At 57.3% G+C, this 18,559-nt stretch carries 20 protein-coding genes and 1 riboswitch; of the genes, 5 read left to right on the top strand and 15 right to left on the bottom strand.

Annotated elements, in window-relative coordinates:
* Positions 1-148: 148 nt before the first annotated feature.
* The 3 genes from bluB to AVCG78_RS05835 all read right to left on the bottom strand — a co-directional run bounded on the left by bluB (position 149) and on the right by AVCG78_RS05835 (position 3,635).
* A complete protein-coding gene (gene bluB / locus AVCG78_RS05845; RefSeq protein ID WP_071585093.1) occupies positions 149-835 on the bottom strand; it encodes a 5,6-dimethylbenzimidazole synthase in 687 nt (228 codons plus the stop codon).
* An 80-nt stretch (positions 836-915) separates the two neighbouring features.
* A riboswitch (cobalamin riboswitch) is annotated at positions 916-1,096 on the bottom strand.
* Between the two features lie 18 nt (positions 1,097-1,114).
* Positions 1,115-1,948 (bottom strand): TolB family protein, encoded by an 834-nt coding sequence (locus AVCG78_RS05840; RefSeq protein ID WP_071585227.1) that lies wholly within the window; start codon positions 1,946-1,948, stop codon positions 1,115-1,117.
* A gap of 7 nt (positions 1,949-1,955) precedes the next feature.
* Positions 1,956-3,635, bottom strand: a complete 1,680-nt coding sequence (locus tag AVCG78_RS05835; protein WP_071206738.1) for an NAD+ synthase — start codon at positions 3,633-3,635, stop codon at positions 1,956-1,958.
* Positions 3,636-4,477: 842 nt separating this feature from the next.
* On the opposite strand from AVCG78_RS05835, the gene AVCG78_RS05830 reads away from it, so the two are divergent.
* Positions 4,478-5,284 (top strand): hypothetical protein, encoded by an 807-nt coding sequence (locus AVCG78_RS05830; protein WP_234665113.1) that lies wholly within the window; start codon positions 4,478-4,480, stop codon positions 5,282-5,284.
* On the opposite strand, the gene AVCG78_RS05825 is transcribed toward AVCG78_RS05830, so the two are convergent.
* The 7 genes from AVCG78_RS05825 to hemN form a co-directional block, all read right to left on the bottom strand.
* Positions 5,268-6,200: a lipid A biosynthesis lauroyl acyltransferase gene (locus tag AVCG78_RS05825; RefSeq protein WP_071206740.1), complete on the bottom strand. Its 933-nt coding sequence runs from the start codon at positions 6,198-6,200 to the stop codon at positions 5,268-5,270. The genes AVCG78_RS05830 and AVCG78_RS05825 overlap by 17 nt on opposite strands.
* 2 nt (positions 6,201-6,202) lie before the next feature.
* On the bottom strand, positions 6,203-7,231 hold the full coding sequence (locus AVCG78_RS05820; protein ID WP_071585092.1) for a zinc-binding dehydrogenase: 1,029 nt from the start codon (positions 7,229-7,231) through the stop codon (positions 6,203-6,205).
* Between the two features lie 76 nt (positions 7,232-7,307).
* Positions 7,308-8,609, bottom strand: a complete 1,302-nt coding sequence (locus AVCG78_RS05815; protein WP_071206742.1) for a beta-ketoacyl-ACP synthase — start codon at positions 8,607-8,609, stop codon at positions 7,308-7,310.
* 10 nt (positions 8,610-8,619) lie between these two features.
* Positions 8,620-9,825, bottom strand: coding sequence for a beta-ketoacyl-ACP synthase (locus AVCG78_RS05810; protein ID WP_071206743.1), 1,206 nt, complete (start codon positions 9,823-9,825; stop codon positions 8,620-8,622).
* A gap of 289 nt (positions 9,826-10,114) precedes the next feature.
* Positions 10,115-10,588 carry a 3-hydroxyacyl-ACP dehydratase FabZ family protein gene (locus tag AVCG78_RS05805; protein WP_071206744.1) on the bottom strand — a complete coding sequence of 158 codons (474 nt, stop codon included), beginning with the start codon at positions 10,586-10,588 and terminating at the stop codon, positions 10,115-10,117.
* A 62-nt stretch (positions 10,589-10,650) separates the two neighbouring features.
* Positions 10,651-10,929, bottom strand: a complete 279-nt coding sequence (locus AVCG78_RS05800) for an acyl carrier protein (RefSeq protein ID WP_015915867.1) — start codon at positions 10,927-10,929, stop codon at positions 10,651-10,653.
* A 107-nt stretch (positions 10,930-11,036) separates the two neighbouring features.
* Entirely contained in the window at positions 11,037-12,389 is a 1,353-nt protein-coding gene (gene hemN, locus AVCG78_RS05795) for an oxygen-independent coproporphyrinogen III oxidase (RefSeq protein WP_071585091.1), read from the bottom strand.
* A gap of 11 nt (positions 12,390-12,400) precedes the next feature.
* On the opposite strand from hemN, the gene AVCG78_RS05790 reads away from it, so the two are divergent.
* The 4 genes from AVCG78_RS05790 (at position 12,401) to AVCG78_RS05775 (ending at position 14,568) form a co-directional block, all read left to right on the top strand.
* Positions 12,401-12,817, top strand: a complete 417-nt coding sequence (locus tag AVCG78_RS05790) for a hypothetical protein (RefSeq protein ID WP_174089664.1) — start codon at positions 12,401-12,403, stop codon at positions 12,815-12,817.
* Positions 12,709-13,434 (top strand): Crp/Fnr family transcriptional regulator, encoded by a 726-nt coding sequence (locus AVCG78_RS05785; RefSeq protein ID WP_071585226.1) that lies wholly within the window; start codon positions 12,709-12,711, stop codon positions 13,432-13,434. Before AVCG78_RS05790 ends, AVCG78_RS05785 begins: the two co-directional genes overlap by 109 nt.
* Positions 13,435-13,452: 18 nt before the next feature.
* Positions 13,453-13,953 (top strand): peptide deformylase, encoded by a 501-nt coding sequence (locus tag AVCG78_RS05780; RefSeq protein ID WP_071206747.1) that lies wholly within the window; start codon positions 13,453-13,455, stop codon positions 13,951-13,953.
* 117 nt (positions 13,954-14,070) lie between these two features.
* The gene (locus AVCG78_RS05775; protein WP_071206772.1) at positions 14,071-14,568 is read left to right on the top strand and encodes a BON domain-containing protein; all 498 of its coding nucleotides are present in this window, start codon (positions 14,071-14,073) and stop codon (positions 14,566-14,568) included.
* Positions 14,569-14,621: 53 nt separating this feature from the next.
* On the opposite strand, the gene AVCG78_RS05770 is transcribed toward AVCG78_RS05775, so the two are convergent.
* The 5 genes from AVCG78_RS05770 to cobT all read right to left on the bottom strand — a co-directional run bounded on the left by AVCG78_RS05770 (position 14,622) and on the right by cobT (position 18,527).
* Positions 14,622-16,055 (bottom strand): carbohydrate porin, encoded by a 1,434-nt coding sequence (locus tag AVCG78_RS05770; RefSeq protein ID WP_071585090.1) that lies wholly within the window; start codon positions 16,053-16,055, stop codon positions 14,622-14,624.
* A gap of 154 nt (positions 16,056-16,209) precedes the next feature.
* Complete coding sequence (locus tag AVCG78_RS05765; protein WP_071206749.1) at positions 16,210-16,527, bottom strand: hypothetical protein; 318 nt, start codon at positions 16,525-16,527, stop codon at positions 16,210-16,212.
* A 270-nt stretch (positions 16,528-16,797) separates the two neighbouring features.
* Positions 16,798-17,040, bottom strand: a complete 243-nt coding sequence (locus tag AVCG78_RS05760) for a hypothetical protein (protein WP_015915860.1) — start codon at positions 17,038-17,040, stop codon at positions 16,798-16,800.
* A 31-nt stretch (positions 17,041-17,071) separates the two neighbouring features.
* Positions 17,072-17,461 (bottom strand): diacylglycerol kinase, encoded by a 390-nt coding sequence (locus AVCG78_RS05755; protein WP_071206751.1) that lies wholly within the window; start codon positions 17,459-17,461, stop codon positions 17,072-17,074.
* 43 nt (positions 17,462-17,504) lie between these two features.
* A complete protein-coding gene (gene cobT, locus AVCG78_RS05750) occupies positions 17,505-18,527 on the bottom strand; it encodes a nicotinate-nucleotide--dimethylbenzimidazole phosphoribosyltransferase (protein ID WP_071206752.1) in 1,023 nt (340 codons plus the stop codon).
* Between the last annotated feature and the right edge of the window lie 32 nt (positions 18,528-18,559).

Below are 18,559 nucleotides of genomic sequence, written 5' to 3'. Positions count from 1 at the left end.
AAATTCTAGAATTACGATAGAATCAAAGGCTCAGGCTTCAAACCTAAAATCCAACCACAAAACTCAGTCGCAAATATCGAAGCTCAGCACTCTATATTTGCGACAGCAATTGCCTCCGTTCAGCCGACCAAAGAGATCACGGCCAGCCTTACTCGACACTCTTCCACTCTTCCTCAAACACCAAATCCTCCAGCGCAAGCCGCTTGCGCCACCCCTTCACCTGCAATTCCGGCTCGTCGTAAAGCTCGGCTACATGGCCAAGGCACAGCCAGCCCACAATCTCGATCCGGTCTGGAATATTGAGAATGGCGCGCAAATCGGCATCGTGAAAAATGCTGACCCAGCCGACGCCGATGCCTTCCGCGCGGGCGGCGAGCCAGAGGTTTTGGATGGCGCAGACGGTGGAATAGCTGTCCATGCGGGGGTTGTGGGTTCGGCCTAGCACTACAGGGCCTGCGCGGTCTGGATCGCAGGTGACGCAAATGCCGAGTGGGGCTTTGAGAATGCCTTCCAGCTTCAGATTGCGGTAGAGCGTGGCTTTTTCGCCCTCGAACAGGTGTGCTGCCTCGTCATTGGCCTTGGAGAAGGCTTGCCAGACGGCTTGTCGCCGTGCTGCGTCGCGCACCAGCACGAAGTTCCAGGGCTGCATGAAGCCAACGGAGGGGGCGTGGTGGGCGGCGGTGAGGATGCGCCAGAGCGTATCATTGTCGATTGGGTCGGGCAGAAATTCATCGCGCACGTCGCGGCGGGTCATGATGGCCCGGTAGACGGTGGCGCGTTCTTCGGCAGAAAAAGCCCCGGCGGAAACCAGAGCGTCGTTTGGCGTGTCTTGCATCGTTTGGTCCCCAACAATGCGCCTTTACGCGATTTTTCACGAATCGCGGTCCGGCAAAACGCGCCTGCCGTCCGCGCAAGCACCGTCTATCATGTCAGGCCGGTCTTCTGACTGGGCTTCATTTGGTTGCCGCACCTTCCCGGTTTTCACCAGTGGCAAAAGCAACAACCATCCACCTCACAGCGTTGGGCACGTTGCGGAATTTCACCGCATTCCCGATTCTCCCGCAAACATGGGGGCACCTGACAGAGGGCTGGTAATGATAGACTGCGGCGATGCTTAGGCGGTCGCCGGAAAATACCGCACATAGGCAAATTCCTGGCCGCCCGGCGACCAGCTTGGCACATTGATCGTCCCCTGCCCGCCAAACAGCTCAAACAGGGTTTCGACATTGCCGCCATCCATGTCCATCAGGCGCATACGCACATAGAGATCGCGTGGGTGGTCAAACACATCGGCGTCATAGGAAATGAACGCGACCTTGCGGTTATTGGGGCATGGATGGGGAAACCAGTCGCCCTGCTCGTCATCCGTCAGGCGCTGCACATCCGTGCCATCCGGGCGAATACGCCAGATCTGCATCGTGCCGCTGCGGCTGGAGTTGAAATAAATCCATTCCCCATCCGCCGACCAGTCCGGCCCATCATTGCGGCCCTCACCATGGGTCAGGCGCTGCTCGTCGCTGCCGTCAACCGAGATCGTATAAATATCGAAGACCTGATCGCGGATGCCGCAGTAACACACCCGTTGGCCATCCGGCGACCAGCCATGCCAGTAGGAGGGCAGGTTCTCGGTGATCTGGATCGGCGTGCCGCCTTCGGCTGGCAGGATGTAGAGGCAGGTTTTGCCGTGCTCCACCTTGTCGCAGATCGCCAGCCATTGGCCATCCGGCGAAAGCCCATGGTCATTGTTGCAGCGAGTGGCAAAGCCGGTGTCGATCTTCTCCGGCACCTTCTGCCCGACCAGAGGCAGGCGATACATCAACCCGTCATCGTTGAGGATCAGTGAAGCACCATCTCGCGACCAGTTCGGCGCCTCCACCAGCCGTTCCGTTTGCCAGAGAATGCGGCTCTGCCGGGTCTCGATATTGTAGATCTCCACAGAGCTTCGCATCAGCACTCTACCTATCTCGGAACCGATTGGTGATCGGATAGCGCCGGTCGCGGCCAAAGTTCTTCTTGGTGATCTTCACGCCCGGAGCCGACTGGCGGCGCTTGTATTCGGCCAGATAAAGCAGATGTTCAACACGATGCACGGTGGCGATATCATGGCCGCGGGCCAAAATCTCGTCCACCGACATTTCCTTTTCCACCAGGCATTCCAAGATGTCATCCAGCACCGGATAGGGCGGCAGGCTGTCCTGGTCCTTTTGGTCGGGGCGCAGTTCGGCGGACGGGGCCTTGGCGATGATGTTGGCCGGAATGACCTCGCCTGCCGGGCCAAGCGCGCCAATTGGCACATGGGCATTGCGCCAAGCCGACAGCGCATAGACCTGCATCTTGTAGAGGTCCTTGATCGGATTGAAGCCGCCGTTCATGTCGCCATAGAGCGTCGCATAGCCCACCGACATTTCCGATTTATTGCCTGTTGTCACCACCATCGAGCCGAACTTGTTCGATACCGCCATCAGGATGGTGCCGCGGGTGCGGCTTTGCAGGTTTTCCTCGGTAATGCCGCTTTCCGTGCCTTCAAACATATCGGCGAGGCTGGCAAGGAAGCCCTCCACCGGCTCTGAAATCGGCACGATGTCGTAATGGCAGCCGAGCGCCTTGGCGCAATCGGCAGCATCCTTGAAGCTTTCTTCGGATGTGTAGCGATAGGGTAGCATGATGGTGCGCACCCGCTCATGCCCCAGGGCATCGACGGCCATTGCCGCACAAATCGCCGAATCAATGCCGCCGGACAGGCCGAGCACCACGCTCTTGAAGCCGTTCTTGTTCACGTAATCGCGAAAGCCCAACATGCAGGCGCGATAATCAGCCTCTTCGCCCTCGGGAATAGCTGAGACCTCGCCGGGCGCACAGCGCCAGCCATCGGCTTCCCGCGTCCAGGTGGTCAGCACGATGCTTTCCTCGAACTGCGGCATCTGGAAGGCCAGCGTCTTATCCGCATTGAAGCAGAAGCTGGCACCATCAAACACCAGTTCGTCCTGGCCGCCAACCTGATTGGCGAAGACCAGCGGCAAGCCGCTTTCGATCACCTGCCGCAGAACGACCTGATACCGAACCTCAAGCTTACCGTGATAGTAGGGCGACCCATTGGGAACCAGTAGAATTTCCGCACCGCTTTCGGCCAGCGTCTCGCAAACGCCGAGATCGTTCCAGATCTCCTCGCAGATCGGCACACCCAGCCGCACGCCCCGGAAGTTCACCGGTCCCGGCATATCGCCTTCGACAAACACCCGCTTCTCATCGAATTCACCGTAATTGGGCAGATCGATCTTGTCGCGCAGACCGAGGATTTTGCCGCCGTCGATGATCGCCACCGAATTGTGCCGGCCTTTTTCACCCTGGCGTGGAAAGCCGACGATGACGCCCGGCCCGCCATCGGCGGTATCTGCGGCCAGTTCCTCCACAGCCGCCTTGCATGCCTGAAGAAAGGCGGGTTTCAGCACAAGATCTTCCGGCGGATAGCCGGAAATGAACAGTTCGGACAGCAAGAGAAGATCAGCCCCCAGCGAGGCCGCCTTGGCGCGGGCGGTGCGGGCAAGGCTTAGATTGCCTACCACATCGCCCACGGTCGGATTGAACTGGGCCACGGCGATGCGCAGCGTTTCGGGTCTTTGGACTGTGTCGCTCATGGCTCAAGGTTTAACCCGGCCATCGGTGGACTGCAACGGCCCAAAACACCCCGCTGAAACGAAAAATTGTGCGTTCCTGTTTCCTCAAAAGAGCATGGAGGGCGCGGCTCTATTTCGGGCAACAAACCGAGAAGATGGATTTTCGCCGCACGTCCCACCTGATATAATTGACAGCAAGGGTCATCTTGCTCGCGTGAATGCCAATCAAATATGCTTGAAACTATTTCGAAATATTCAAGTTCTCGAGGGTCCGCACCGTCCCTGATATCGGCAGGAGAATAACCAAAGACAGTTTGTTAAACAGGAATTTTTATTCCCATATATTTTATGGGACAAAGCACGTATGTTTTGAGCATGCTCGTTGCATCGGCATCGCAATGAAAATACAAGGTAGCACGATGATCTTGGATGAAGATTAACCGGAAGTTTCCTGGCTTACCGCTATTCTTGTTGCCATAGAGCGTTCACTAACAGTCTGTTCAAGAATTGCTGCTGGCCTGGCGAAAATGGTGATTTCGAGAACCGGAACGGAGCGTACTTAATGTACGTGAGTACCGGAAGCGCAGAAAGTGCCATTTGCAGACGGCCAGCGGCAATTCTTGGATAGACTGTAAGACAGCCGTCAAAAAACACCTATTGCTCTTTCGTCATTGTCGGGTTCAACACAGATGTTGTCATCTCCGCGTTCACAAATCTCATCCCCATCCCTTCTAAGCCGTGAGGCAATCGCTGCTCATCCGGCTTTTCCGGAAATCGAGCGGGAAATCGCCCGGCACCTGATCGGGATACATCTTAAGACACCGCGCCTTTCACGCCTCAAGGCCTGTCACCGCAAATGGTTGATGTCGCATTCCATGTATGCACTCGCCTTGCAACGTGTGCCAGAAGATCCTCTGTCGGGCCTGACGGCCTCTCGCTTCATGGACGTGGCTATGCAATTGGGCGCGGCAAGCCGCAATACCGCAGCGTCATTTCTGGCCGAACTGTCCGCCTATAAATTTATCGAGGAAATAGAAAACCCAGCCGATCGCCGAATGCGCATCCTGGTGCCAACGGCAGCAACCGAGGCCGCAATGATCTCCTGGTTTCTGGGCCATCTGGATTGCCTTGACCGGCTGGACGACGGAGGCCGCCGCGCGCTGGCTGATGCCAATCCGCTTATTTTCAGGATTGCTCAGCCGATGATTGCCCAGGCTTTGGTGGTGGACCCCGATTGGCGCATACCGCGTGAAACGATTGCTCCCTTTCTCAATTCGGATATGGGGGGCATGGTGCTGCACGGCATGATCAGCCAGATCCCGGATCATGCCGATGCCGATGGGCTCTATCGGCTGGGACCAATCAGCCTCGCCGCGCTTGGAGAGACCTATCTGATCTCGATCACCAACCTGAAGCGGATGTTCAAGAAGCCGCAGGAAGAAGAACTGCTGGGCTGGGAATTGCCGCGGCGGCGCGGCAATGTCTGGCTGTCACAGCGTTTTGTTGATGATTACTTCCATTGGCAATCGACCAAGTTCGAAGCCATCAACACTGCCTTTTGGAACGCTGCCGCACAGGTCAACGTTTTTACGCCGCATCAAACCGAACAAACGAGAGCTGAGTTGTCCCAAGCTGAAAAGGCCAGAGCGGACTTCAAAGTGTTTTCTTGATATTCCAGCGGTCGTGATACCAAAGCCACTGCTCGGGATATTCGCGCACCCAGCTCTCCACCTTGTCATTCAGCATTTGCGCGGTCGCCTGGACATTGACACGGCCTTGACCATCCTTGGGTATGTCCACCTTCGGTTCGATTTCCAGCCGGTAACGATTGCTGGGCAGACGGATACAGCGGGCCGGATAGATATCGCAGCCGAACTGTCGCACCAGCTTGGCCAGTAGCGGATTGGTGCGCACTTCGCTGCCGAAGAACGTCGTGGGCTGGCCCTTCTTGAACTTCTGATCGACCAGCACGCCGACCCCCTTGCCTGCTTCCAGCTGGCGGGCCAAATGAAAGGACGAACCGGCATGGGAGGGCACGAGATTGCCCATCCGCGCCCGGCGGAAATCGAACACCATCTCGGCAATATAGGGGTTATTGGGCGGGCGAAACAGCACCGTCACGTAAAGACCGAAGGCAGCGCCCGCCACCGGCAGCATTTCGAAATTGCCGGTATGGCCGGTAAAAACGATGAACGGGCGCGGATTTTTCAGCAGGTCCATAAAGATCGGAATGCCGGAAACCTCGACGCGGCCCTCTCCCAGCTTTTCCGGGTCGAAATCGAACAACTCGTCGAGAAACACATATTCGGCGATCTGCCGGCCCATATGTCCCCAGGCGGCCAGCGCGATGGTCTCGATTTCCGCCTCGGATTTTTCCGGAAAGGCATTGCGCAGATTGGTCAGCATCAACCGGTGGCGCTTCAGCTTCGGCCCGATAAACCGCACCAGCCGATCGGCACCATTCAAGGCAGTATCGGCAGGAAACAGTTTCAGCAGCGTCAGCAAGACCAGGATGAACTTGGCCACCAGCCATTGCGGAAATCTCCGCAGGCCCAGCACGACCTTTGTCAGAACCCGACGGAGCATGATCAATCCATTTTCAGGATGATTTTGCCAAAGATCTGGCGGCTTTCCATCCGGGTCAGCGCCACATCGATATCCTCAAACGTCACCTGCGTATCAATGACCGGATGAACGAGGCCACGAGCCATTTTCTGCATGGCATTGGCCATGTTTTCCATCCGGCAGCCAAACGAGCCGAGCAGTTTCAATTGCTGCTGGAACAACATCATCAGGTTCAGGTCGGTCGAAACGCCTGATGTCGAGCCACAGGTCACGAGGCGCCCGCCGCGCTTCATGCACAGCATGGAGCCAGCCCAGGTATCCTTGCCGACGTGCTCGAACACGACATCAACACCCTTCTTCTTGGTCAGCTTGCGCACCACGCCTTCAAACCGGTCCGTGCGGTAATTGATGACATGATCGGCGCCCAGCGCCCGCGCCCGTTCAATCTTGTCGTCCGAGCCGACGGTGGTGATCACGGTGCAGCCGATCTTCTTGGCCAACTGTATAGCCGCAGTACCGATGCCGGAGCCGCCAGCATGAACGAGAATGGTTTCACCCGGCTCGAGCTTGGCATTGTCGAATAGCATGTGTTCAACGGTGCCGAAGGTGACTGGCGCAAGCGCTGCGGCGATGGCATCGACGCCCGGAGGTGCCGGCACCAGCAGACGGGCCGGAATATTGATCTTTTCCTGAGCAAAGCCGTCGAGGTGGAAGCCATGCACACCGCCGACATGTTCGCAGAGATTGTCGCGGCCTTCACGGCAGGGCTTGCAGAGACCGCAGGTGCGTGCGCCGTAAACCGCCGCCAGCTGGCCGGGCAGGATATTGCCGACGCCGGGACCGATAGCCTCGACCACGCCGGAGGCTTCCGCACCGATCACCAGCGGCATCTTGCGCTTGGCAAACGCCATGCCGCGCCAACCCCAGACATCGATATGGTTCAGCGCCACCGCCTTGACCCGCAGCGTCACTTCACCGGGACCGGGCGCATCCGGCTCCGGCAGGTCGGTGATTTCAAGCTTACGGTCTTCGATCAATTGCAATGCGCGCATGGCTATCTTCCTTCGCCCGAGGGCTTATCTTCTTGTCTTTCCTGTCCCGGTGACGCCCGGGCCGGGTGAGGCCTTATCAGGCAGGTTCAAGGGTCATGACAAGGCTGGCATTCTGCCCACCAAAGCCGAAGCTGTTGGACAGCACAGCCGAAACCTGTGCGTCGCGCTTGACGTTCGGCACCACGTCCAGCTCCACGGTCGGATCGGGATTGGTATAGTTGATGGTCGGCGGCAGCGTTCCGGTCAGCATGGTCTGGATCGAAAACACCGCTTCGACCGCACCGGCCGCCGTCAGCGTATGGCCGATCATCGACTTGTTGGACGAGACCGGAATCTGGTCCTTCAAACGCTCACCAAACACCGACAGCATGGCACCATATTCCATCTTGTCGTTTTCCGGCGTCGATGTGCCATGCGCATTGATATAGCCAATGCCGTCATCGGAAAGACCGGCGTCATCAAGGGCTGCGCGGATGGTGGCAATGGCCGGGCCGCCGTCCGGCGAGGAACGGGTGCGGTGGAAATGGTCGGCCTTTTCGCCACAGCCCTTCATGATGCCAAGCACTTTGGCGCCACGGGCAATGGCGGCTTCGAGCGATTCCAGCACCAGCGTTGCCGCACCTTCGGCGATGACGAAACCGTCGCGATCCTTGCTGAAGGGCTTCGATGCCTTTTCCGGCGGATCGTTCTGGGTGGACAGCGCCGAAAGCAGCGCGAAGCGGATCAGCGCCTCGGCACCGACGGAACCATCGGTCGCCACCGTCAGCGCCCGGTCCGTGCGGCCCTGGCGGATGGCTTCAACGCCAAGCTGGATGGCTGTGGCGCCCGAAGCACAGGCCGTCGACAAGGTCACTGGCAGGCCGCGTGTGCCGAACCGGTCGGCAAGCCGCTCGGAAATCGAGCCGAACTGCACGGCCTCCAGAAACACCGGATCAGCCTCGGCACGCATGGCAGCCAGCAGCCGCTGATAGGCATGGCCCTCGGCGGTTTCGGCAGGCGCCCGTTCGGCAAGCGCAAAGCGATCATCCCATTCCGGCTCGACCGGAGGGGCAGCCAGAAACAACGGACCTTCGAAATCGCCGGACAGGCCAGCCTGGGCCAGCGCCTCGATGGTGGTTTCCCGTGCCATCGCATAGGAACGCTCTACGGCATTGATGGCCGGAATATCGATGAAGTCCACCGTGCCGCTGATGCGGGTATTGAGGCCCTCAGTCGGAAACCGGGTGATCTTGTGGATGCCGGATACGCCACCGGTCAGCTTTGCCCAATTGTCAGCAAGCCCTTGACCGAGTGAGGTGATGACGCCCATGCCGGTGACGGCGATGATCGGACGACCGAGATGATCCTTGAAACGGGACTCGAAACCGGATTGTGTCATATCTCTCTCCTCACGCCTCAGCCGACAGATGGGCCATGCCTTCGCCACGAACATACCCGACCGTGGTGACAATCGCCTGGCGTGCCGGTTTGGTCATCGCCGCTTCGCCGGTAGGATCGAAAGCCGGAACAATGGTTTTTCCATCAAGCGCCAGCGCCGCCAGCGCCAGCCCGAGCGGAAACTGCGCTTCCAGCCCGTGGCCTGTTATGCCAGCGAAACCGCGAATGACCGCACCTGGAAAGGCTTTTTCCAGCGCCGTCTTTTCCCGGGCGGAAATCTCATGCATGCCGCTCGCACCCGACAGGACCAGCGCATCTGCGCCAATATCCTTGCCGACAGAACCTGCCATGCGGTTCAAACGCTTTTCCAGCCCACCATTGGCCCGCTGGCCACGGTCGCCCTCGATGGCGTCAAGCACGGCGTAGATATGCGCGCCTCGCGCCTCAGCGTAAGCACGCTGTTCCAGAACAAGAAACGCGCCGACCGTGCCGAGAATCATGCCGCCGCCCTCGCCGGACTGGCGCTGCCAAAGTGGCTTCCAGGGGCCGGTCGTATGGGCCTGAATGCCCTCCACCAGCAGAAAAATATCATCACGATCAGCCACGAACGCGCCACCCACCAGCGAATGGGTGGATTGACCGGCGCGAATGCGCGCAAACGCGGTCTCGATGGCGGAAATCCCAGCGGCCTCTTCGCCCATAAAGGTGCGCGAGGACCCGGTGACCTTGTGGACGATGGAAATATTACCAGCCATCAGGTTGGAGAGCTGGGCCAGAAACAGGGTCGGGCGCAGCTCAGTCGTCAGCTTTTCATTGACCAGCTGGGCACGGTCATTGCGCTTCAGTCCTTCATTGACGATCAGCGTATCGACATTGATGTCACGCTCGCCGCCACCGGCTGCCACGATCATGTCCATCGTAGCGCAGGCCTGCACGTCGTCCTTCAGCCCGGCATCGTCGAGCGCCAGACCGGCGGCATAGACGCCGAGCCTCTGCCAGTTTTCCATCTGCCGCTGGTCGCCACGCTTGGCGATCTGGGTCGACCAATCGATCTGCGGCATCGGATGAATGGGGTAAGGCGCGAATTTTTCCACCTCGACCGGCGGCACGGCTGCCGTTCCAGCAGACAGAAGCGCAAGATGCGGCTCCTTGCCGGTTCCGTGGCAGCTGACAATGCCAATGCCGGTGATCACCACATCGTTGGGCGTCTTATGCATGTCTATAACCTCTTCAGCAATGCCGGGCGATCCGCGCCAGCACTGCGACATACCGTCCATTCCCAGGTCCGAGCCGGAAAGCTCCAAGGCCTGCAAGGGCCGCCATGCCCTACTCCGACAGACGGCTTTACGCAATAAGGCCGCGCACAAAAGCGGCGGCCTTATTGACGAAACTTTAAAGATCTCACTTAGAATCTGCCAGGTTCATATTGAACCAGACAGATTCTCACTCTCTTTGTTTGAGTTTGTCTTTTCAGGAAAACCGGTTTCCAAGTTTCCCTGATAAACTCTATTCCGCAGCAGCAATCGCCGCCATCAGGCCGATCTGCTCGGCGCGGGTGCGGACGATATCGCCCAGCGGCACTTCGTCAAAAGACATGGTGCGCAGCTTCAGCTGGCAATCCGCGACTTTCTTGCCAGCAGAGGTGATCTTCGCCTTGGTGACAGCAAAGCCTGACCCTTCGTGCTCCAGATGCGCCTCGATATCCAGAACTGCATTCGGTTCGACAAAGCTGCGCATCTTGGCACCGTCTACCGACATCAGGAATGGCATTGAGGCAAACTTCGTCACCGCCAGCACCAGCAGGCCCGACGCCTGCGCCATGGTTTCGATCAACAGAACGCCGGGCACCAAAGGCATGCCCGGAAAATGCCCCTCGAAGACGGGGCTATTTTCCGGCACCACCGATTGGGCTTTCAAGGTCAGGGCAGACAGATCCACCGTCTCGACCTTGTCGATCATCTGGAAATATTCCAGCAGCATTCAGCGATCCCCCGGCAATGGCAGTGACAGTCCTAAGCAGATCAAGGCTTGGCCTGAACGGATCAAGCCTTGGCGGCCCTGAGTTCGTCGATCTTGGAGCAGAGATTCTTCAGCACGAAATATTCTTCCGTGGAAACCTTGCCCTCGTTGACATCCTGGGTCCACTGTTCAAGCGGAATCTTGATGCCGAATTCCTTGTCGATCGCGAAAACGATGTCGAGGAAATCGAGGCTGTCGATTCCCAGGTCATCAATCGTATGGCTCTCAGGAGTGATGGTTTCCCGATCGATCTCGCTGGTCTCAGCAATAATGTCGGCAACTTTGTCAAATGTAGCGGTCACGCCAATTATCCTTCAGAATTTCAAATTCAGCGTCCCACATAGGCAAAACTCGGGCAAAAGCCAATGGCCTGTTTTGTGCGCCCCTAGCAAAAATGCAGACCTATTCCTCAAACCGCAATGGAATGACGGGCCTTACCGCTGGAAAAGTAGCAATCGAACGTGGCCGCAATGCTGCGGGCAAAGAGCCGCCCGGTTGGGGTCAGAGTAAAACACTCGCGGTCGATCCGGCATAGATCGTCACCGTTGGAAGCCGTGAATATCTTGGCTTCTGCGATCACATCCTCGGCGACATCTGGAAAAGCCTGGCGGATCTCGGCAAAGGAAAAGCCGAACTCGCACATGATCTGCTCGATGACGGCGGCACGCACCCGGTCATCGCCGGTCAGAGCAATGCCTCGTGTCGCGGCAAGCCCGTTTTCGCTGACAAGACGCTGATATTCTCCAGTCGCGGGCATGTTCTGTACATAGCCTTGTGGCAGTTGGCTGATCGAAGAGGCGCCAAGTCCGATCAAGGCATCGGCGCCGTCAGTCGTATAACCCTGGAAATTACGCCGCAGCCGTTTCTGCCGTGCCGCGACAGCCAGACTATCCTCGGGCAATGCAAAATGGTCGATGCCAATGGCATCATAGCCAGCCTCAACCAGCATGGCAGAGGCCCGCACCATCTGTTCATAGCGCATGACGATATCAGGCAAGGCGCTCTCGGGAATCAGCGTTTGATGCTTTTTCATCCAGGGGACATGAGCATAGCCGAATAACGCAATCCGATCCGGCTTCAACGACACGATATCAAGGACAGTTTTCTCCAGACTGTCGAGGGTCTGATAGGGAAGACCATAGAGAATATCGCAATTGACCGAGGTGGCGCCGCGCAGACGCACCTGTTCAACCACTGATTTAGTCTGTTCGAAGGTTTGGAGACGGTTGATCGCCTTCTGAACCACCGGGTCGAAATCCTGAACACCGAGGCTTGCCCGCGTCAAACCAATGGATGCAAGCGCATCATATCGAGCTTCGTCGAGATCGTTCGGGTCCATCTCCACGCTGATTTCCGCATCATCGGCAAATGTAAAATTTGCCCGGAGCCGGTCCATCAGCGCCACCATGTCCTGCGGACGCAGCATGGTGGGAGAGCCACCACCAAGATGCACAGCCGTCACCACCGCTTCGCGTCCAACGAGCCTGCCGGTATTTTCGACCTCGCTGAAAAGCGCGGTAAGATAAGCGGTTATCGGCTCATACTTTAGTGTATGTTTGGTATGGCAGGCGCAAAACCAGCAGAGCCTGTCGCAGTAGGGGATATGAATATAAAGTGAGATCGTCTGCCCCTGCCCCAACAGCGATAGCCACTGCGCATAATTGCCACAGTCAACACCGGTATGAAAATGCGGCGCCGTCGGATAACTCGTGTAGCGCGGAACGGCGGCGGCATATTTCGGAAGAAGCGCTTTGGCGGGCATGAACTGAGGCCTTGTCGAGTGGCGGTTGGACTGAACAAATAATCGGTTTCAACGGAACGGACTTTGACTTCGATCAATTTCTTGATAGTCTCGTTCAGGTAGAAACTCCTCATGGGAGCGCGACGGAAAATTCGGCGGCTTTAGATGCGTGTCTGCTGCATCACCGTTTCTGCGTGGCCTGTGTCGTTTTTGAACTTTTGTCGGCGCCCTACGGCGCGCAATTGCACAATGACGAACTGTTCGACCGAACCTGGGCGTCACAAGCACGCGCGACGCTACGTGTACGCGCGACTTCACATGTATGGGGCAGACAATGGACATGCATAGTCTTAAAAGCAGCACCAGCGGCGCGGAGACGCCTGCTGTTTGCAGTGAATGCGAAGCCAGGCATGGCGGAGTATGCGCCTCCCTTTCGATTCTTCAATTGATCGAGCTCAACCGTATCTCGACAAAGCGCCATATCGACGCGGGCGGCGAAGTGATCGGCCAGGGAGAGCAGATCTCCAGCTATAGCAATATCGTCAAGGGCGTGGTCAAGCTGTCGAAAATGATGGCGGATGGCCGCCAACAGATCGTTGGCCTGCAATTTGCCCCGGATTTCATGGGGCGCCCCTTCCTGAAGGAAAGCAGTTTGACAGCTGAGGCCGCGACCGACGCGGAAATCTGCGCCTTTCCCCGTGCTGTCATCGACCGGCTGGTGGCCGATGCCCCTGATTTCGAGCGAAAGCTGCACGAACAGTCCCTGAAGGAGCTGGATGAAGCGCGCGAATGGATGCTGACGCTGGGCCGCAAAACGGCGCAGGAAAAAGTGGCAAGCTTTCTCCATCTGATCGCCACCCATATCGACCCAATGCAGCCGTTCAGCAAAAGCTTCGACCTGCCGCTGTCGCGCGCCGATATTGCCGATTTCCTCGGCCTGACCATTGAAACCGTCAGCCGGCAGATGACCAAACTGCGCAAGGAGGGCATTATCGTCATCGAGAATAACCGCCATGTCATCGTGCCCGACCGTCGCAAGCTGCGCGAGGCGGCTGGCTCCGATTGAGCCGCCTATCGTTCTGTCATGACCCTGAAAATCCTGCGCTACCCTCATCCGCTTCTGGCGAAACCTTGCCAGACCGTAACGGCGTTTGACGACAGGCTGACCAGTTTTGCCGATGCATTATACGATGCAATGCGCGCCGCACCCGGCGTCGGCATTACCGCTGCGCATGTGGGCGAGCTGATGCGTCTGGTCATCCTCGATCTGCCCGAATTGGGTGGACGGCGTGATTACGTCAATCCTGAAATCCTCTCCTTTTCTGAAAACACTCTGGAGCATGATGAAGGGAGCGTCTGCATGCCGGGCGTGACCGAGACCGTGACACGGCCGCGCCAGATTACCCTTCGCTACCAGTCGCTGGACGGCACGGTTCGCGAGGAAGAGCTTCAGGACTTCGCTGCCATCTGCATGCAGCATGAAATCGATCAGCTCGACGGCGTGTTCTGGATCCAGCGGCTTTCCCGCCTGAAACGCGATCGGTTGCTGAAGAAATGGCAAAAGTCCGCATTGTCCCAAACATGATCGTCACAGGCGGCGTCTGACACTCGGATGGCCTGCACTCCCCAGCCTACCGGGGATGATATGAACCAAATCAATCCTGAAACGTTTATCCAAAAGAAAAAACCAGGAGAACGTGTGATGATTTATGCCAAGCATGGAAACGCTGCATCCACCGAAGACGAATTGCGGGACCTGGAAGCGCGCGATATCAACGACGGCTGGCCTTATTCCGACACACCGGCAGCTGCCTCGGACGCGCCGGAAAATCGTCCTTACGGAGAAACCGCTGGCAATTTCGACCGTGATACCAATGGTGGATACCGTATTGAGGAAGTCGATGCCTCTGGAAAAGAAGAGGCGCTAAAGGATAGTTTGAGCCCCGCCACCATCGGTCGTGAAGACAGCGACGACATCGAAAGCCGCATTGCCGAGCGGTTCGAGGCAGTCGACGACATGGTGCTCGACAATATCGAAATCAGCGTCGATGGCCATACGGCAACCCTGAGCGGCATGGTTGATACCAACGAAGAACTGCGGATGGCGGCGCGTTTGGCACTCAGCGTTCCCGGTGTTCGTCATGTCATCAACGAGATCGAAGCCATGGGGGTCGATGCCCATCAGCCCGATGAGGACTGATGGTGCTTGTTATGCGAGGGTCGAAAGCGCTCTTACATGATCGTAAGAGCGGCTTACGGCCCTATACGGGGCGACAGGCCCAAGCTGCCGCCGAGGTCGAACGCCAGCGCCACATAAAAGAAGAAGCCGTCCTTCTGTTGTTTTGACGAAAAATCGGTTGGTACGATTGTGTTCGGATTGACGATATATGCGGCACCGGCGTTGATAACGCCCCTGTTGAACAGTCCCGTTCTTGCATGCACATCAAACATGAATGTGTCCTTCGACTGCCGCTGATCAAGTCCTGCCATGACCCGCCGGGCGTTTGTTTCATATTGCGCGCGTTCCTCGCTAAGAGCGATGTAGTGGATGGACGCGCCAATTGTGGTGAGCGGATTCTCCGGCAGAAAGCCCGAATATTCGAGGCCGGCATAGGCTTCCCACGGATAGGCCTGACCTTCACCGAGCGTGTGGAAAACACCGCCATAGAATGCCAGGTTCTTCGGAACCGGACCGCCGTTAGGATCGCTCCAGAGGACTTTTCGGACCTGCCCATACAGACCGTTGGTGCCATTCTTGTGGGTGATGACAGTCGGCGAAGCGGAGCTGAATGTCGGGTTGCCTGGCCCGTCGTCGTAAAGTGCATCATTATAGGCGGCTGAGCGGCGATAGGCACCAATCTCGAATTTTAGAGGACGAGGGGTATCTATGAAACTCTCTGCATGAATGATGTTGGCGACCGCAATATACCCATCGGTACTGCCCTTTTCCCAATCCCAACCATCACCGTCCAGCCAGTTGTCAGTATTGTTTTCAACGATACCGAAGCCTGCCGTTGTGTTGGGCGTCATTTTATATGCCGCCCGCGCACCCCAAACGGCAAGCCCCGCCTCAGGCAGATGGAGGGTTGCCCCTTGTGTGGAGTTGACGCAGGCGGGACCGTCGCAGAACCCCCTGGTCATGAAATTTTCAACAAGCCCCATACGACCAGCCTCGATCAGGAGCCGATCATCGAAAAAATCCGCCTGGAATGTTAAGCGAGTGAGATCCGTGTCTGACTTGTCGCGAACGGGCCCAACGAAGACATTCGCGTAGCCACCGACATTGTGAGCCGGAAAATTAAACGTTTCCGTCAGCCTTAATCGAAAATCAGGCGACAGATGACCAGTCGCATCAAAGATTAACCCGCCATAAGCCGTCGAGCTGAATCCATATGTCGGGGAACTCTGGTAAATGTTGAAATAGTCCAACCGGAGGTCAATTCCGTTATCATGCAGAGCTTTTCCAACGGACGCCAAAGGGCCTTCGTAAACCGGATCGGGAAGGTTTCCCAGGGCAGATGAAGGCACATCGGCAACCAAAGCAGGCTGGGCCGCCACTGGGACGGCAATTCCAAACAGCACGATGAACCACAATGTACAGAACAGTTTTGCTGCATGAATATTGTATTCGAGCCCTCTCTGCGTCGCCAGACTGGCGACGGCACACGTCCTCTTTCCCTGCTTCAAGGCATCCTCCTCCTCTGGTAGATGGAGCGCGCGGCCTCCTACCGCGCGCTTCGGCTCAGTCAATTGACCGAGCCGTTCGATCAGGCCTGTCTTCCTCCAAACACCGGCCCGACAAAGAATGGTCCCCAAAACATTGGGGAAAGGCGCAAGCCCATCAAATGCCGCCCAAATCTCGATTGCAGACTCGACCCCTGTCGTTCCACGCGATCCAAAGCCGGGACAGCCCAAGCCTGTAACGAGGCCAGGTCAGCGTCGCGACAGGAGGCAGATTGAAGGGCAGTTGTTTGGCCATATCGCTAAAGGTTTTCAGCGCATAACGGAGCGATGCCGAAAAAGATGTGACATGAGCCCGATCTTCCTCCGTAAAAGATTGCTCTTTGCCCGAGATAAAATTGGTAAGGGAGATCGCCGTCATCCCCATGACATGCCAGTCATTGATGATTTCCACCTGATCAGATTGCAACACCATCATGGCTCAACGCTGCTTGTTGAATACTGACCGGTACGCTTTTGCGGTGGACTGTAAAAGTCACGGCAGGATACACATGCGATGTAACCATCAACTGACGAACACAAGCGCAATTTACCCTCAATTTTATTGGAACGCGTGGTGAGTGCATGCCTCAGACAACAGTCTGGAAAAACACCAATAAAAAAGCGCTTCCGGTTTCCCGGAAGCGCTGAAAAATTCAGAAAATAGAGAGAGTTAAAGCAGACCGGTTCAATTGCAACCAGGTGGACCCTAGCGCCATTGCTTCGGGTCGGTGGGGTTTTGGCAGCCATAAGGCGGCAGCATGGTGCTAAAATTGGCTTGCAGCTTGGCGCAGCCCCATTTGTTGAACGGATCCGGCAGGCGGCTGTTGATGTCAATACCGACTTCCTGATACGGGGTTTCCGTATTGGTGACATAGGTATACCAGCGCGAGCCGAAGAGCACGATGGCGGCGATTGCCATGATCAATATCAGGCGCAGCAGGCGTTTCATTCATTCATCCTTGTTGTTTCGGTAGAGTGGCTCAGCCAGCGAAAAGCATTACCCAGCCGATATAGAGCCCGTTGGCAACCAACAGGCAGAACACTGCAAACGATCCTAAGTCCTTCGCATTGCGGGCGACGATCGAAAATTCCGGTGAAATCCGGTCGATCACGTCTTCGATTGCGGTATTTAGAGCCTCGACGGAAAAAAGCACCAGCATCAACAACAAAAAGCCGAGATAATAGACAGGTGCAGCGCCCCTCAGCGCAAGCAGCAGCAGGCCAGCTCCGAACGCCAGCACTTCATGGCGAAACGCGGCCTCGCGCCACAAGCGGCGCGCGCCCTGCATGGAATAGCGAGTGGCAGCAAAAAGATGGGCAAACCCGGTCTTTTTCTCAAAGGGGGCGGGTTTATCGTCTTCTAAACTCATGTTTGATGCCGTCTCAATACCAGGCTTTTCAACAGAAGATGCCTCAATGGGTGCCAACATTGGTCACGCCGGCCTGTTCGAAGGTCGCCATGCCCGTATGGCAGACCGCAGCCGCCTTGACGATGCCAGCGGCAAGGGCCGCACCCGTCCCCTCGCCCAGACGCATGCCAAGCGCCAGAAGCGGCGTCTTGCCCAGCTTGTCGATCGCCTTCAAATGCCCTGGCTCCGCCGAGACATGGCCGATCAGGCAATGGTCGAGCGCCGAGGGATTAGCAGCTTTCAGCAGGGCAGCGGCAGCCGTCGCCACATAGCCATCGATCAGCACCGGAATACGCTCCATTCGCGCTGCAAGAATGGCACCTGCCATGGCGGCGATTTCGCGTCCTCCCAGGCGGCGCATCACTTCCAGCGGATCAGAAAGGTGATCGCGGTGAAACTCAACCGCCTGCTTGACCACAGCAATCTTGCGCTCCAGCATTTCTCCTTGCGAGCCGGTGCCAGGCCCGACCCAGTCCTCGGCCGAACCGCCGTAAAGCGCCAGGTTGATTGCTGCGGCAATGGTCGTATTGCCAATCCCCATTTCGCCAAGGCACAGCAGATCCGTGCCACCGGCGATCGCTTCCATGCCGAAGGCCATGGTGGCCGCACAATCACGCTCCGACAGAGCCGGCTCGACGGTAATATCGCCAGTCGGATAATCCAGCGCCAGATCGAAAATCTTCAATCCGAGATCGTGGGCAACGCAGATCTGGTTGATCGCCGCCCCACCAGCTGCAAAATTCTCCACCATCTGCTGGGTAACGGAGGACGGAAACGGCGTGATACCATGCCTGGCTACGCCGTGATTGCCAGCAAAGATCGCCACCAGTGGACGGTTCACCGCTGGCGCACGGCCACTCCAGGCGGCAAGCCACATGGCGATTTCTTCCAACCGGCCAAGCGAGCCCGGCGGCTTGGTCAATTGACGGTCGCGGTCGCGGGCCGCCACTAGCGCCTGGCTGTCAGGCCCTGGCAAATCGCGCAGCAGCACTCGGAAATCGTCAAACGGCAGGCCGGTTACACTCATCAGGCAGGCTTTCTTGTCTTTTATTCAGGCGG

Origin of the sequence: Gillisella vitis (assembly GCF_021559775.1) — a bacterium.
In the GTDB taxonomy this organism is placed as follows: Bacteria; Pseudomonadota; Alphaproteobacteria; order Rhizobiales; family Rhizobiaceae; genus Allorhizobium; species Allorhizobium ampelinum.
Note: the sequence above shows the minus strand (reverse complement) of the source record. Positions and strands in the feature narration are given on the sequence as shown.

What these genes read in the sequence shown, in the direction of transcription:
- bluB (WP_071585093.1), bottom strand. Translation starts at nt 835, where the DNA reads ATGCAAGACACGCCAAACGACGCTCTGGTTTCCGCCGGGGCTTTTTCT.
- AVCG78_RS05840 (WP_071585227.1), bottom strand. Translation starts at nt 1,948, where the DNA reads ATGCGAAGCTCTGTGGAGATCTACAATATCGAGACCCGGCAGAGCCGC.
- AVCG78_RS05835 (WP_071206738.1), bottom strand. Translation starts at nt 3,635, where the DNA reads ATGAGCGACACAGTCCAAAGACCCGAAACGCTGCGCATCGCCGTGGCC.
- AVCG78_RS05830 (WP_234665113.1), top strand. Translation starts at nt 4,478, where the DNA reads ATGTCGCATTCCATGTATGCACTCGCCTTGCAACGTGTGCCAGAAGAT.
- AVCG78_RS05825 (WP_071206740.1), bottom strand. Translation starts at nt 6,200, where the DNA reads ATGCTCCGTCGGGTTCTGACAAAGGTCGTGCTGGGCCTGCGGAGATTT.
- AVCG78_RS05820 (WP_071585092.1), bottom strand. Translation starts at nt 7,231, where the DNA reads ATGCGCGCATTGCAATTGATCGAAGACCGTAAGCTTGAAATCACCGAC.
- AVCG78_RS05815 (WP_071206742.1), bottom strand. Translation starts at nt 8,609, where the DNA reads ATGACACAATCCGGTTTCGAGTCCCGTTTCAAGGATCATCTCGGTCGT.
- AVCG78_RS05810 (WP_071206743.1), bottom strand. Translation starts at nt 9,825, where the DNA reads ATGCATAAGACGCCCAACGATGTGGTGATCACCGGCATTGGCATTGTC.
- AVCG78_RS05805 (WP_071206744.1), bottom strand. Translation starts at nt 10,588, where the DNA reads ATGCTGCTGGAATATTTCCAGATGATCGACAAGGTCGAGACGGTGGAT.
- hemN (WP_071585091.1), bottom strand. Translation starts at nt 12,389, where the DNA reads ATGCCCGCCAAAGCGCTTCTTCCGAAATATGCCGCCGCCGTTCCGCGC.
- AVCG78_RS05785 (WP_071585226.1), top strand. Translation starts at nt 12,709, where the DNA reads ATGCATAGTCTTAAAAGCAGCACCAGCGGCGCGGAGACGCCTGCTGTT.
- AVCG78_RS05780 (WP_071206747.1), top strand. Translation starts at nt 13,453, where the DNA reads ATGACCCTGAAAATCCTGCGCTACCCTCATCCGCTTCTGGCGAAACCT.
- AVCG78_RS05775 (WP_071206772.1), top strand. Translation starts at nt 14,071, where the DNA reads ATGATTTATGCCAAGCATGGAAACGCTGCATCCACCGAAGACGAATTG.
- AVCG78_RS05765 (WP_071206749.1), bottom strand. Translation starts at nt 16,527, where the DNA reads ATGATGGTGTTGCAATCTGATCAGGTGGAAATCATCAATGACTGGCAT.
- AVCG78_RS05760 (WP_015915860.1), bottom strand. Translation starts at nt 17,040, where the DNA reads ATGAAACGCCTGCTGCGCCTGATATTGATCATGGCAATCGCCGCCATC.
- AVCG78_RS05755 (WP_071206751.1), bottom strand. Translation starts at nt 17,461, where the DNA reads ATGAGTTTAGAAGACGATAAACCCGCCCCCTTTGAGAAAAAGACCGGG.
- cobT (WP_071206752.1), bottom strand. Translation starts at nt 18,527, where the DNA reads ATGAGTGTAACCGGCCTGCCGTTTGACGATTTCCGAGTGCTGCTGCGC.